Source organism: Rhodococcus aetherivorans (assembly GCF_025722975.1).
Taxonomy (GTDB): Bacteria; Actinomycetota; Actinomycetes; order Mycobacteriales; family Mycobacteriaceae; genus Rhodococcus; species Rhodococcus aetherivorans.
This window is the reverse complement of the sequence record NZ_CP106982.1, coordinates 3,306,366-3,320,502: the sequence shown is the minus strand read 5'-3', so window position 1 is coordinate 3,320,502 and position 14,137 is coordinate 3,306,366. Positions and strand designations below refer to the sequence as shown.

General features: G+C 72.9%; 13 protein-coding genes. 11 read left to right on the top strand and 2 right to left on the bottom strand.

Annotated elements, in window-relative coordinates:
- Positions 1 to 49 precede the first annotated feature (49 nt).
- Entirely contained in the window at positions 50 to 496 is a 447-nt protein-coding gene (locus OCS65_RS14980) for a PaaI family thioesterase (protein WP_006936807.1), read from the bottom strand.
- A gap of 213 nt (positions 497 to 709) precedes the next feature.
- A complete protein-coding gene (locus OCS65_RS14975) occupies positions 710 to 1,429 on the bottom strand; it encodes a hypothetical protein (RefSeq protein ID WP_006936805.1) in 720 nt (239 codons plus the stop codon).
- Between the two features lie 142 nt (positions 1,430 to 1,571).
- On the opposite strand from OCS65_RS14975, the gene OCS65_RS14970 reads away from it, so the two are divergent.
- From OCS65_RS14970 to OCS65_RS14920, 11 genes are all read left to right on the top strand, one after another.
- Positions 1,572 to 2,990: a FecCD family ABC transporter permease gene (locus tag OCS65_RS14970; RefSeq protein ID WP_029543814.1), complete on the top strand. Its 1,419-nt coding sequence runs from the start codon at positions 1,572 to 1,574 to the stop codon at positions 2,988 to 2,990.
- Positions 2,987 to 4,084: a FecCD family ABC transporter permease gene (locus OCS65_RS14965; RefSeq protein WP_006936803.1), complete on the top strand. Its 1,098-nt coding sequence runs from the start codon at positions 2,987 to 2,989 to the stop codon at positions 4,082 to 4,084. The genes OCS65_RS14970 and OCS65_RS14965 overlap by 4 nt, the downstream gene beginning before the upstream one ends.
- A complete protein-coding gene (locus OCS65_RS14960; RefSeq protein WP_050035281.1) occupies positions 4,081 to 5,004 on the top strand; it encodes an ABC transporter ATP-binding protein in 924 nt (307 codons plus the stop codon). Before OCS65_RS14965 ends, OCS65_RS14960 begins: the two co-directional genes overlap by 4 nt.
- A gap of 9 nt (positions 5,005 to 5,013) precedes the next feature.
- A complete protein-coding gene (locus OCS65_RS14955) occupies positions 5,014 to 5,436 on the top strand; it encodes a BlaI/MecI/CopY family transcriptional regulator (RefSeq protein ID WP_006936801.1) in 423 nt (140 codons plus the stop codon).
- Positions 5,437 to 5,453: 17 nt separating this feature from the next.
- A complete protein-coding gene (locus tag OCS65_RS14950) occupies positions 5,454 to 6,407 on the top strand; it encodes a M56 family metallopeptidase (RefSeq protein WP_006936800.1) in 954 nt (317 codons plus the stop codon).
- A gap of 70 nt (positions 6,408 to 6,477) precedes the next feature.
- The gene (gndA, locus tag OCS65_RS14945) at positions 6,478 to 7,929 is read left to right on the top strand and encodes an NADP-dependent phosphogluconate dehydrogenase (RefSeq protein WP_029543818.1); all 1,452 of its coding nucleotides are present in this window, start codon (positions 6,478 to 6,480) and stop codon (positions 7,927 to 7,929) included.
- Between the two features lie 42 nt (positions 7,930 to 7,971).
- Positions 7,972 to 8,841, top strand: coding sequence for a DMT family transporter (locus OCS65_RS14940; RefSeq protein WP_029543820.1), 870 nt, complete (start codon positions 7,972 to 7,974; stop codon positions 8,839 to 8,841).
- A 10-nt stretch (positions 8,842 to 8,851) separates the two neighbouring features.
- Entirely contained in the window at positions 8,852 to 10,291 is a 1,440-nt protein-coding gene (locus OCS65_RS14935; protein ID WP_006936796.1) for a GuaB1 family IMP dehydrogenase-related protein, read from the top strand.
- Positions 10,292 to 10,605: 314 nt separating this feature from the next.
- Positions 10,606 to 11,982, top strand: a complete 1,377-nt coding sequence (locus tag OCS65_RS14930; RefSeq protein ID WP_029543823.1) for a hemolysin family protein — start codon at positions 10,606 to 10,608, stop codon at positions 11,980 to 11,982.
- Positions 11,979 to 13,064: a hemolysin family protein gene (locus OCS65_RS14925; RefSeq protein ID WP_029543826.1), complete on the top strand. Its 1,086-nt coding sequence runs from the start codon at positions 11,979 to 11,981 to the stop codon at positions 13,062 to 13,064. Before OCS65_RS14930 ends, OCS65_RS14925 begins: the two co-directional genes overlap by 4 nt.
- Before the next feature lie 91 nt (positions 13,065 to 13,155).
- Positions 13,156 to 14,046 (top strand): hypothetical protein, encoded by an 891-nt coding sequence (locus tag OCS65_RS14920; RefSeq protein ID WP_006936790.1) that lies wholly within the window; start codon positions 13,156 to 13,158, stop codon positions 14,044 to 14,046.
- The last annotated feature ends 91 nt before the right edge of the window (positions 14,047 to 14,137 follow it).

Genomic DNA, 14,137 nt, shown 5'->3' with positions numbered 1-14,137 from the left:
GCCGCCGCGCCGCGGGCTGAGGCCGGTTCCGGCGGCCCCACCGCTGTGGTCAGCCCCCCAGGGCGTCGGGATCGAGGATGTTGGCGAGGCGCACCTGCCCGTGGGCGACGGTGCGGTCCTGTTCGTCGGTGATGGCGACCTGCCACAGCTGCTGGCTGCGCCCGCGCTGGATGGGGGTGGCGGTGGCGGTGAGCACACCCTCGCGGGTGGCGCGGATGAAGTCGGTGTTGTTGTTGACCCCCACCACCTTGCCGCGGTCGCCAAGCCAGATGCTGCCGGCAAAGCTGGCGACGGACTCGACGACCGCGCAGTAGACGCCGCCGTGGACGATGCCGAACGGCTGGTGCTGGGTCGGGGTGACGGTCCAGTGTGCGCGGACCCGGTCCGGGCCGAGTTCGGTGAACTCGAGGCCGAGGACGGAGCCGAAGCCGTTGTTGTGCTGTTCGGTGACGGCCGCGGGGTCGGTCAGGTGCTCCTGCGTGGGCAGATCGGTCATGTGTCACTCCGTCCGGGTCGTGCCAGCTCCCTGGCGCGGGCCCGGCGGCGGTCGCCGGGTCTGGAAGGGATGCTAGGACATCGCCGGTGGCACGCAGTGCCGGGACGAGCCGGCGGGCCTCGCGTCGTGGACGCGAGGCCCGCCGCGGGAAGGACCGGGAGTCTCTGCAGCCCTCAGGACTCCGGCGCGGTCCGGCGGTCGCAACACTCTCGACTATAGGGAAGGCTTGCCTAATTTGGCAAGCCCTCGGACCGGCAGGCCCAGCGTCAGGAACGCATCCAGCAGAAGCTGGCCGCGACGCGCCGCGACGGAGCGGGAGGTGCCGGCCAGCAGGGGAATCTGGGCCGCACCCGCCACGACGGCGCGGCCCAGGAGGGACCAGAACCGCAGCGCGTCGGTGGGGGCGCACAGTGCCAGCGAGGCGTGCGCGGCATGCAGCGCGGTGCCGGCCCGGTGGGCGGTCCACCGCGCGAGCGCCTCCTCGCACGGCAGCACGACGACCGTGTCGTCGGCGGCCGCGGGATCGTCGGGCAACACGCGCAGGGTGTCGTCGGCGACCGCGGCCCAGTCGATGCCTCCGTCGCTGTCCTGGTGGATCCACAGGTTGTCGAGTCCGGGGTCCCAGCAGCGCGCCTCGAGCAGGTAGGGGGCGAGCACCCGGCCCGCGACGACGTGGACGAGGGCGCCGGCCACCTGGTCGGCGGCGATCCGCGGGTCGGCGACATCCTCGAGCGCGCGGGCGTGGAGCAGCGCGATCCGCCGGTCCCGCTCGGCGTCGGCGAGCCGCCACCAGCGGCGGCGCGGCTCGTCGTCGATGCGGGCGACGGCGTAGACGCGCGGGGCGTGCGGCGTCAGCAGGCGCAGGCGGGCGTCCGTGTCCACGAACGCGCGGACCTGCGCTGCGGTGGATCGGGGTGGCAGCAGGGTTGTCATCCACACCTCCTGATCGGCGAGCTGCTGTGGTTAGGTAAGCCTAACCATTACATTACGGGCCGGCGGATGCAACCCGGAAGATAGGGTTCGGTAACCTAACCTCCGTTCGGCCGAGTTCGCGTCCCCCGAGGAGCCCGCCCCTGTGACCACCCTCCGCCCCCCGGACACACCGGCCTCCGCCGCTGTACCTCCCTCCCTGGCCCGACGCCTCGTCGCCGAGGCCCTCGACCTGGCCCTGCTCGCCGTTCCCGCCGGCATCGGCCTGCTGCTCGTGCAGGCACTCGCCGACGCCAACGGCGGCGGGCAGACCGACCGGGTCGTCTTCGGGGGCACCGCACTGGCCGCCACCGTCGGCCTGCAATGGTGGAACCGCGGGCACCGCGAGGGCAGCACCGGGTGCAGCCTCGGCAAGCAGTGGACCGGCCTGATCACGCGCGACGCCGCGGACGGCGGCCCGGCCGGCACGCGGCGCAGCCTGCTGCGGCGCGGCACCGAGGTCGTCACCGACCGCGTCGCCGCCGCCGCGGGCTTCACCCCCCGCGCCGCCGACACGAGCCTCGCGGCGCTCCGCCGTCGCCGGCTCCTCGGCCTGCTCGCCATCGGCGGCGTCCTGGGGGTGGTGCTGCTCGCCGGGATCGCCGTCGGCGCGCGACCGATGACCATCGCCGAGGTCGTCCACGCGCTGACCGTCGACGACGGCTCCGACACCGACGTCATCGTGCACACCCTGCGGATCCCGCGCACGGTCCTCGGACTCGTGGTCGGCATCGCACTCGGCGTCGCCGGCGCCCTCATCCAGGGCCACACCCGCAATCCGCTGGCCGACGCGGGACTGCTCGGCCTCAACGCGGGCGCCGCGTTCCTGGTGGTGCTCTCGATCTACCTGCTGGGCATGTCCACCCCCGCCCAGTACCTGTGGTTCGCCTTCGCCGGGTCCCTCGCCGCCAGCGTCGTGGTCTTCGGGCTGTCCTCCCTCGGCGGTGGCCGCGCCGGGCCGCTGAGCCTGGCCCTGGCCGGCGCCGCCGTCGCCTTCTTCCTGCAGGCCATGACGCATGCGGTGGTGCTGCTCGACCAGACCACCCTCGACGGATACCGGTTCTGGATCGTCGGCTCCGTCGCCGGACGCGACCTCGAGGTGCTGTGGCAGGTGCTGCCGTTCCTCGCGGCCGGGCTCGTCATCGCGGTGGCCAACACGCCCGGCCTCAACGTCCTCGGACTCGGCGAGGACGTGGCCCGCTCCCTCGGCACGAACGTCGTCGCGGCCCGCACCGTCGGCATCGTCGCCATCACCCTGCTCACCGGCGCGGCCACGGCGGCGTGCGGGCCGATCGCGTTCATCGGGCTCGTGGTCCCGCACGTGGCGCGGGCCGTCACCGGACCCGACTATCGCTGGCTGGTCCCCTATTCGGGCCTGCTCGGCGGCGCGCTGCTCGTCCTCGCCGACGTGATCGGCCGGATCGTCGTGCGGCCCGGCGAACTGCAGGTCGGCATCGTGCTCGCGCTGATGGGGGCGCCGTTCTTCATCGCCCTGGTCCGCCGGCGCCGGCTGGTGGCGCTGTGACCGCGCCCGCGACGACGCACCCCGCACCGGACCGGCCGACGGTCCCGTCCCGTCCGGCCCTGCGGCTCGGCCCGGTCTCGCTCGTGTGGCGCCCGCGCATGGTGGTCGTGTGCCTGGCGCTGGTGGTGGCGACGTTCCTGCTGCTGTGCGTGGGCCTCGGCCGGGGCGACTATCCGTTGTCGGTGCCGCAGGTGCTCGCCGTCCTGGCCGGCGGCGGGGAACAGCTCGACCGGTTCATCGTGCTCGAGTTGCGGCTGCCCCGTGGCCTGGCGGCGGTGCTCGTCGGCGCGGCCCTGGCCGTCTCCGGGGCGCTGACCCAGACGGTCTCGCGCAATCCCCTGGCCAGCCCCGACATTCTGGGCATCACGGCCGGGGCGAGCGCGGCCGCCGTCGCCCTGATCGTCGCCACCGGGTCCGGAGTGCTCGGCGGGGCGCTCGGCGCGCTCGGCCTGCCGCTCGCGGCGCTGCTGGGGGGCCTGCTCACCGCGGCGGCGGTGTACGTGCTGGCCTGGCGCGGCGGCGTCGAGGGCTTCCGGCTGGTGCTGATCGGCATCGGCGCCAACGCCCTGTTCGTCGCGCTGACCAACTGGATGCTCGTCTCGGCCGACATCAACGACGTCTCGCAGGCCCAGGTGTGGCTCACCGGGTCGCTCAACGGTGCCGGGTGGTCCCAGGTGGTGCCCACGGCGCTCGCGCTCGCCGTGCTCGGCGGCTGGCTCGTCACCGGCGCGTTCACGATGGGCGCGCTGCGGCTCGGGGACGACACCGCCCGCTCGCTCGGGGTGCGGCTGCAGACCCAGCGGGCGGTGCTGCTGCTCTCCGCGTGCGCGCTGGCCGGGATCGCCACCGCGGCGGCCGGCCCCATTGGGTTCGTCGCATTGGCCGCCCCTCAGGTCGCGTTGCGGCTGGTCCGCTCCCCCGGCCCGCCGCTGATCGCCTCGGCCCTGACCGGGGCGGCGCTCGTCGTCGCGGCCGACATCCTCGCCCGGACGGTGCTGCCGGTGGCCCTGCCCGTCGGGCTGGTCACCTCCGCGCTCGGCGGCCCGTTCCTGCTGTACCTGCTCGTGCGCTCCAACCGAAAGGTCTCCGTATGACCGGCATCTCCCGCGACATCGGCGCGCCCGCAGCCCAACCGGCGGCGGCCGCGGCGCCGCGGCTCGTCGCCGAGCACCTGGCCCTGGGCTACGGCGACCGGCTCGTCGTCGACGACCTGGATCTCACCGTGCCCACCGGCGTGATCACCACGGTGATCGGTCCCAACGGTTGCGGCAAGTCCACCCTGCTGCGGGCCCTGGGCCGGCTGCTGCGCCCGCGTCGCGGCACCGTGCTCCTCGACGGGCACGCGATCTCCTCGATGCGCACCCGCGACGTCGCGCGGGTGCTGGGGATGCTGCCGCAGGCCCCCGTCGCGCCGGAGGGCCTGACCGTCGCCGACCTCGTCGCACGCGGACGGCATCCGCACCAGTCGTGGCTGCGCCAGTGGTCCGCCGACGACGAGGGCGAGGTCGCCGTCGCGCTGGAACGCACCGGCATCGCGGATCTGGCCGACCGCCCGGTCGATCAGCTCTCGGGCGGGCAGCGGCAGCGGGCGTGGATCTCGATGGCGCTGGCGCAGGGCACCGACATCCTGCTGCTCGACGAGCCGACCACCTATCTGGATCTGGCGCATTCGGTGGAGGTGCTCGACCTCGTCGACCGCCTGCACTCGGAGCTGGGGCGCACCGTGGTGATGGTGTTGCACGATCTGAATCTCGCGATCCGCTACAGCGACCATCTCGTGGTGATGAAGGACGGGCGGATCGTGCGGTCGGGGGCGCCGGCGGAGGTGATCACCGAGGAGTTGCTGCGGGAGGTCTTCGCGCTCGACGCCGCGGTGATCGACGATCCGGTCTCGGACCGGCCGCTGATCGTGCCGATCGGCACCCGCCACGTCGTCGGCACCGCGGGCGGCCCGGCGGCCACGAGAACACGTACTACTTCGGGTAGTACGACACGTACGTCGGAGACCCGGTAAACTCGTGTCATGGCAGCACTCGGAGAACTCGAACGCGCAGTGATGGACCACCTGTGGTCCTCCACCGAACCCCAGACCGTCCGGCAGGTCCACGAGGCCCTCGCCGCCCGGCGCTCCCTCGCGTACACCACCGTCATGACCGTTCTCCAGCGCCTCGCGAAGAAGAACCTCGTCATCCAGCAGCGCGACGACCGCGCCCACCGTTACGTGCCGGTGCACGGCCGCGAAGAACTCGTCGCCAGCCTCATGGTCGACGCCCTGGATCAGGCCGACGAGTCCGCCGGCCGGGTCGCCGCCCTCGTCCACTTCATCGGGCGTGTCAATCCCGACGAGGCCGCCGCGCTGCGCGAGGCCCTCGCCGCCCTCGAGGCCGAGGAGGAAGGGCACGCCCGTCCCGCCGTCGCCGACCCGGGTACCGGTCGGGCGAGCTGACTGGCACACTCGGTGCCATGAACGCGACCACTGCGCTGGTCTTCGGCATCCTTGCGCTGCTGCTGGCAGGACCGGTACCGGCCCTGCTCAGCCGTGCCACCTGGCCGTACCGCAACCCCCGCGCCGCCCTGGTGCTGTGGCAGGCGGTGGCCCTCGCGGCCGTGCTGTCCGCGTTCAGTTCCGGCCTGGCCATCGCGTCGCTGCTGCTCGTCCCCGGCGAGGACGGCCGCCCCACCACCGCCCCGCTGCAGGAGATCGACGCGCTGGGCCTGCCCCTGTGGCTGACCTACGTGGTGGTCTTCGCCCTCACCCTGCTGATCGGTGCACGGTTGATGTATTCGATTCTGCGGGTCGGCGTCCGAACCCGCCGCCGCCGGGCCCGGCACCGCATGCTCGTCGACCTGCTCGACCGGCGCGACAGCGGCGCGTCGGTACGCCAGCTGTCCTACGTGCGCGTCCTCGACACCGCCGAACCCGTCGCCTACTGCCTGCCGGGCCTGCGGCACCGGGTCGTGCTCAGCGAAGGCACCCTCGACCACCTCGGCGACGACGAGATCCGCGCCGTCCTCGGCCACGAGCACTCGCACCTGCGGGCCCGGCACGACCTCGTGCTCGAGGCGTTCACCGCCGTCTACGAGGCGTTCCCCCGCTGGGTGCGGTCCAAGTCGGCGCTCGGCTCGGTGCAGCTGCTCGTCGAGATGCTCGCCGACGACTCCGCCGTGCGCGTCACCGGACCCACCCCGCTGGCCCGGGCCCTGGTGGCCTGCGCCGGCGCCCGCACCCCCCAGGGCGCCCTCGCCGTCGGTGGCCCCTCCACGCTGCTGCGGGTCAAACGCCTCGCCGAACCCGGACCGGACCTGCGCACCGCCGTCATCGCGTACGCCGCCGCCGTCGCGATCCTCGTCGTGCCCACCATCGCGGTCGCCGTGCCGTGGCTGACCGAACTCGGCCGCCTGCTGCGCGCCTGGTGAACCGGCGCCGGCCCCACCCGTAGCACGCCCCCGATTTCGATCCCGTCCGGGTTCGGGGGAAGCTGTACCCATGACCGTCGAACGCACCGAGAATCCCCGCGCCCAGATCGGCGTGACCGGCCTGGCCGTCATGGGATCGAACATCGCCCGTAACTTCGCCCGCCACGGCCACACCGTCGCGCTGCACAACCGCAGTGTCGCCAAGACCGACGCCCTGCTCGAAGCCCACGGCGACGACGGCGACTTCGTGCGCACCGAAACCATCGAAGAGTTCGTCGCCGCCCTGCAGAAGCCGCGCCGGGTGCTCATCATGGTCAAGGCCGGCGAGGCCACCGACGCGGTCATCGAGGAACTCGCGAACGCGATGGAACCCGGCGACATCATCATCGACGGCGGCAACGCCCTCTACACCGACACCATCCGCCGCGAAGCCGCACTGCGCGAACGCGGCCTGCACTTCGTCGGCGCCGGCATCTCCGGCGGCGAGGAAGGCGCCCTCAACGGGCCGTCGATCATGCCCGGTGGCCCCACGGAGTCCTACGAGGCCCTCGGCCCCCTTCTCGAGTCCATCTCCGCCCACGTCGACGGCACCCCGTGCTGCACCCACATCGGCCCCGACGGCTCCGGCCATTTCGTGAAGATGGTGCACAACGGCATCGAGTACGCCGACATGCAGCTCATCGGCGAGGCCTACAACCTGCTGCGCGACGCCCTCGGCTACGACGCCACGACGATCGCCGACGTGTTCTCCGAGTGGAACACCGGCACCCTCGAGTCCTACCTGATCGAGATCACCGCCGACGTCCTGCGCCAGACCGACGCCACCACCGGCAAGCCCCTCGTCGACGTCATCGTCGACGCCGCCGAGCAGAAGGGCACCGGCCGCTGGACCGTCAAGTCCGCCCTCGACCTCGGCGTCCCGGTCACCGGCATCGCCGAGGCCGTCTTCGCCCGCGCCCTGTCCGGCTCCCGCACCCAGCGCGCGGCGGCCCGCGGCCTGGCCTCCGGCGCCCTCGGCGACAAGCCCGCCGACGCCACACAGTTCACCGAGGACATCCGCCGCGCCCTGTACGCGTCGAAGATCGTCGCCTACGCCCAGGGCTTCGACCAGATCGCCGCCGGCAGCGCCGAATACGGCTGGAACGTCGACCGCGCCGCCCTGGCCACCATCTGGCGCGGCGGCTGCATCATCCGCGCCCAGTTCCTCAACCGCATCAAGGAGGCCTACGACGCCGACCCGCAGCTGCCCAGCCTGATCCTCGCCCCCTACTTCCGCGAGGCCATCGAAGCCGGCATCGACAGCTGGCGCCGCGTCGTGGCCACCGCCACCATGCTCGGCATCCCCGTCCCCGCGTTCGCCTCGTCGCTGTCGTACTACGACGGGCTGCGCGCCGAACGTCTGCCCGCGGCCCTCACCCAGGGCCAGCGCGACTTCTTCGGCGCCCACACCTACGAGCGCATCGACGCCGACGGCAAGTTCCACACCCTCTGGAGCGGCGACCGCAGCGAGATCCGCGCCTGACCGCGCCCGCACCGACGCCGACGTAGGGCATAGTTTGTGCCCATGAGCGGCACCGTCACGGCGTCCGTCGTGTGCGCGCTGGCCGCCGCGATCCTGTTCGCGGCGGCCAGCGTCGCCCAGCAGCGCTCCGCCGAAGCCGTCCCCGCCGGCGAGTCCCTCGTCGCCGCCCTGATCCGCAGCCCCCGCTGGTGGGCCGGGGTACTCGGTGACGGCGGCGGCTACCTGCTGCAGGTCGCCGCGCTCGCCCTCGGGCCGGTCCTGGTGGTCCAGCCGCTGCTGGTGTCGTCGCTGCTGTTCGCCCTCCCCCTGTCCGCGGCGTTCTCCGGGTCTCGCATCACCCGTCCCACCTGGCTGACCGCGGCGGCACTGTGCGCGGCTCTCGTCGTGTTCCTCGTCGTCGGCGACCCCACCGCCGGGGAGATCGACGCCCCCGGGCACGAGTGGGTGCTCCCGCTCGGCGTGGTGTGCGCCGTCGTGCTCGCCGCCACCGCGATCGGGCTGTTCGGCCGCGACCGCGGCACCCGGGCGCTGGCCCTCGGCGCGGCCAGCGGCCTGCTCTACGGGGTGGCGGTGGCGTTCACCAAGTACGTCACCGACCTGTTCGAGCACGGCCTGCGGCCCGTGGTCGGCGCCTGGCAGACCTGGGCCCTGGTCACCGCCGGCCTCCTCGGCGTCTACCTGCAGCAACGCGCCTTCCAAGCCGGCCCGCTCGCCGCATCCCTGCCGGCCGTCACCATCGGCGAGCCCCTCGCCGCCGTCTTCCTCGGCATGACCGTCCTCGACGAACGGCTCCGGGTGGACGGCCCGGGACTCGCCCTCGTCGTCGCCTCGGTCGGCGTGATGCTGATCGCCACGGTGGCGCTCTCACGCAGCCAGGCCCGGCTCACCGCACCCGCCGGCGCCGGCGCGTAACATTCGCCGGGTGCGCTTCCTCGACGGTCACCAGCCCCCGTACGACCTGACGTACGACGACGTGTTCCTCGTCCCGGACCGATCCGCCGTCGCATCCCGGTTCGACGTGGACCTGTCCACGGTCGACGGCTCCGGCACCACCATCCCCATCGTGGTCGCCAACATGACCGCCGTGTCCGGCCGCCGCATGGCCGAGACCGTCGCCCGCCGCGGCGGGCTCGTCGTGCTCCCCCAGGACCTGCCGGCCGGCACCGCCGCCGAGACCGTCGCGTTCGTCAAGAGCCGCCACCTCGTCGCCGACACCCCCGTCACCCTCGGCCCCGAGGACTCCGTCTCCGACGCCCTCGCCCTGCTGCCCAAACGCGCCCACCGCGCCGTCGTGGTGGTCGACGAGAACCGCCGCCCCGTCGGCGTCGTCACCGAGGCGTCCTGCCGCGAGGTGGACCGGTTCGCGCGGCTGCGGTCGGTCGCCATCCGCGACTTCGCCACCGCCCCCGTCGGCTCGTCCCCGCGGGAGGCGTTCGCGCTGCTCGAGGCCAAGCACGACCCGTTGGTTGTCCTCACCCACGACGACGGCACCCTCGCCGGGGTCCTGACCCGCACCGGCGCCGTCCGCGCCGGCATCTACAGCCCGGCCGTCGACGCCGACGGCGCCCTGCGCATCGGTGCCGCCGTCGGCGTCAACGGCGACGTCGCCGCCAAGGCCGCCGGACTGGTCGACGCCGGCGTCGACCTGCTCGTCCTCGACACCGCGCACGGGCACCAGGAGAAGATGCTCGACGCCCTGAAGCGGATCAAGGCGCTCGATCTGCCCGTCCCGCTCGTCGCCGGCAACGTCGTCTCCGCCGCCGGCACCCGCGAACTGCTCGACGCCGGCGCGGACATCGTCAAGGTCGGCGTCGGCCCCGGCGCCATGTGCACCACCCGCATGATGACCGGCGTCGGGCGCCCCCAGTTCTCCGCCGTCGCCGAATGCGCCCACACCGCCCGCGACCTCGGCGCGCACGTGTGGGCCGACGGCGGTGTGCGTCACCCCCGCGACGTCGCGCTCGCCGTCGCCGCCGGCGCCGCCAACGTCATGATCGGGTCCTGGTTCGCCGGCACCTACGAATCCCCCGGCGAGCTGCGCTACGACGAGACCGGACACCCCTACAAGGAGAGCTTCGGCATGGCCTCCAAGCGCGCGGTGGCCGCACGCACCGTCGACGACTCCGCCTTCGACCGCGCCCGCAAGGCCCTGTTCGAGGAGGGCATCTCCACCTCCCGGATCCGCATCGACCCGCAACGGCCGGGCGTGGAGGACCTGATCGACCACATCTGCTCCGGGGTGCGCAGCACCTGCACCTACGCCGGCGCCCGCACCCTCGAGGACCTGCACGAGCGGGCCGTGCTCGGGGTCCAGTCGGCGGCCGGCTTCGCCGAGGGACGGCCCCTGCCCACCGGTTGGTGACCGCGCCGCCGCTGCGGAGCCGGACACGGCCCGTAGAATGAGGCCTCACCGTGAAACGCCCGCCCCTTTTCGATGATCGGGCCCGACGAGAGGAACCCGGTGCCCGCGGCACCCACCACCACTTCGACAGGACCCCTGGCCACCGCGGCCGACGCGGAGTCCGACTCCGCCGGTTCGGAGGGCTCCCCTAGCGAGCCGGGTGACAAACCCGGCGGGACCTACTCGACACCGGAGCGCAGCTTCCATTCGGCACCGGAGCGGAGCTCCCGGTCGGCACCGGAGCGGAGCTCCCGGTCGGCACCGGGACGGTGCTGATGTCCGTCTTCCTGTCCATTCTCAGCCTGGTCGGCTTCATCGCCCTCACCGCGGGCACCGCCGTGTTCGTGGCGGCCGAATTCTCCCTGACCGCCCTCGAACGCAGCACCGTCGACGCCCACGCCCGCGACGGCGACCTGCGCGCGCGACAGGTGCAGCACGCCCACCGCACCCTGTCCTTCCAGCTCTCCGGCGCCCAGCTCGGCATCACCATCACCACCCTGATCACCGGCTACCTCGCCGAACCGGTCCTCGCCCGGTTTCTCGACCCGCTGCTGCGCGCGGCCGGGCTCGGCGCCGGCGTGGCCTCCGGCATCTCCCTGGCCCTGGCGCTGATCATCGCCACGTCGTTCTCGATGATCTTCGGTGAGCTCGTGCCGAAGAACCTCGCCATCGCGCGGCCCCTGGCCACCGCCCGCGCCACCGCGGGCCTGCAGGCCGGCTTCTCGCTGGTCTTCAAGTGGGCCATCGTCGGGCTCAACGGCGCCGCCAACCGGATCGTGCGGCGATTGGGCATCGAACCGGCCGAGGAACTGCGCTCGGCGCGCTCCCCGGAGGAACTCGGTTCCCTGGTCCGGGCCTCGGCGGAACGCGGCGCCCTCGACGAGAACACGGCGCTGCTGGTCGGGCGCTCGCTGCGCTTCGGGGAACGCACCGCCGAGGACCTCATGACCCCCCGCGTGACCATCGAGTCACTCGACGTCCACGACACCGTCCTCGACCTCATCGACGCCTCGTCACGCACCGGCTACTCCCGCTTCCCCGTCGTCGACGGCGATCTCGACGCCACCGTCGGCGTCGTGCACGTCAAGCACGCGTTCACCGTGCCCGCCCGGCGCCGCGCCCACACCCAGCTGCGCACCCTCGCCCGGCAGGTGCCCGTCGTGCCGTCCACCCTCGACGGTGACGCGGTCATGGAACGGGTCCGCTCCGACGGCATGCAGGTCGCGCTCGTCGTCGACGAGTACGGCGGTACCGCCGGCATCGTCACCATGGAGGACCTGATCGAGGAGATCGTCGGCGACGTCCGCGACGAGCACGACGAACCCGAGCCCGAGGCGCAGCGCGTCGAGCAGGGCTGGTCCTGCTCCGGGCTGCTCCGCATCGACGAGGTGGCCCACCTGACGGGATACCTCGCCCCGGACGGCGAGTACGAGACCCTCGGCGGCCTGATCCTCACCGAGCTCGGGGAGATCCCCGCATCCGGCGACGAGGTGCTGCTGCCGCACCGGCCCGGCGACGCCCATCACCGGTGGCGTGCCCACGTCCTCGAGATGGACGGGCACCGCATCGACCGGGTCCTGCTCGTCCCCGTCGACGAGCCCGCCGGCGAGGACGACCACGCACCGGACGACGAGAGGGGGGACCGGCGATGAACGACTGGCTCGCGGTGCTGCTCACCGTCCTGCTGCTCGCCGGCAACGCCTTCTTCGTCGGCGCCGAGTTCGCCCTCATCACCGCCCGCCGCGACCGGCTCGAAACCCTCGTCGGGCAGGGCAAGAAGAGGGCACGGACCGTCATCGACGCGGGCGAGCACCTGTCGCTGATGCTCGCCGGGTCCCAGCTCGGCATCACCATCTGCTCGATCCTGCTCGGCCGCGTCGGCGAACCGGCGATCGCCCACCTGATCGAACAACCCATGCATGCGCTCGGCGTCCCGGACTCCCTGCTGCACCCGATCGGCTTCGCGCTCGCCCTCGCGATCGTGGTGGTGCTGCACATCCTGCTCGGCGAGATGGTCCCGAAGAACATCGCCATCGCCGGACCGGAGCGGTCGGCGATGCTGCTCGTGCCGGCACACCTGCTGTTCATGAAGGTGGCCCGGCCGCTGATCGCCTTCTACAACCTGTGCGCCAACGTCAGCCTGCGGTTGCTGCGGGTGGAACCGAAGGACGAACTCGACGTCACCGTCACCGAGATCGAACTGTCCGAGATGATCGGTGAGTCCCGCTCCGAGGGGCTGCTGGACGAGGAGGAACACCGGCGCCTGACCAAGGCACTCGCGACGAGCGGACGAACCGTCGCCGACGTGACGATCCCCCTGTCCGGGGTCCGCACCGTTCCGCTCGGCCCGGCCGGCACCACCCTCGGGGCCGTCGAGCGGGCCGTCATCGAGACCGGCTACTCCCGGTACCCGGCGGAGACCCCGGCCGGGGAACTGGCCGGCTATCTGCACCTGAAGGACGTGCTCGACCTCGTCCGCGACGAGTCCGCGGGACCGGACACGATCATCGCGACCGCGGAGATCCGGCCGTTGCCGCCGGTGCCGGTCGACGCCCCCCTCGACGACGCCCTGTCGCTGCTGCGGCGCACCAGTTCCCACCTCGGCGGAGTCGTCGACGAGCACGGCAGGGTCATCGGCATCGTCGCGCTCGAGGACCTCGTCGAACAATTCGTCGGCACCGTGCGCGACACCACCCACCGGATCGCCGACCCGGGACCGGGACCCCGGACGTGAACCCCGCCCCGACCACCCCGGCGCCCGCCGGCCGGCGCAGCACCGCGATGGAATCATTGCAGCACCGATGCAGTCGTTACGGGCGGGAACCATGAGTGCGGTCCTGGCACCCGAGCAGTGGCTGCCGCGCCGGGAGCGGCACCGCCACCGGCTGACGGCGCTGCTCGGCCCCTACCTCGACCGGCGAGCGCGCGGCGCCACCCACCCGGTGATCGACTTCCTGTTCACCTACTACAGCTTCACGCCGTCCCAGCTCATGCGCTGGCACCCCGGCTTCGGATCCACCCTCACCGGCTCCGCGTCGGCGGAGTACGCCACCCTGCGGGGCTACCGGACCACCGGCACCGGGGTCACGGTCGACCCCACCCACCTGGCCCGGCGGCGCGAGACCGTCCGATACGTCGCCGGCCTGCTCGAGGCCACCGCATCCCGGCCCGCGCACTTCGGCTGCTTCGGTCTCCACGAATGGGCGATGCTCTACCGCACTCGGCCCGAAGACGTCCGCCACAGCTCCGTACCCCTGCGCCTCGGCCACACCGGCACCGACACCGTCGTCGAGTCGTTGCAGCTGCGCTGCACGCATTACGACGCGTACCGGTTCTTCACCCCGGACGCCGGCCCCCTCAACATCGAACCGCTCACCCGCGACGACCAGGTACGGCGGGAACAACCGGGCTGCCTGCACGCCGCCATGGACCTGTACAAATACTGCTACAAGCTCACCCCGCTGCTCGACACGGACCTGACGGTCGACTGCTTCGAGCTGGCCTACGCCGCCCGGGAACTCGACATGCGGGCCAGCCCGTACGACCTGAGCGAGTACGGCTACCCCCCGGTACCGATCGAAACACCCCGCGGACGAGCGGAGTACGTCCGCGAGCAGACGGTCCTGGCCGAGCGGTCCACCGCGCTGCGCGCGGCGCTGCTCGACCGGTGCCACCGGCTGCTCGACGCCGACCGGGAGCACGCCGGCCGCCGCTGAGCGGACACCGCCGCCTGCCCTCTCCCCGGGACGTCCCCGGCGCGCGACTCGGCACCCGCGACGATCGATATCCCTCCCCGCCGGGTCTACG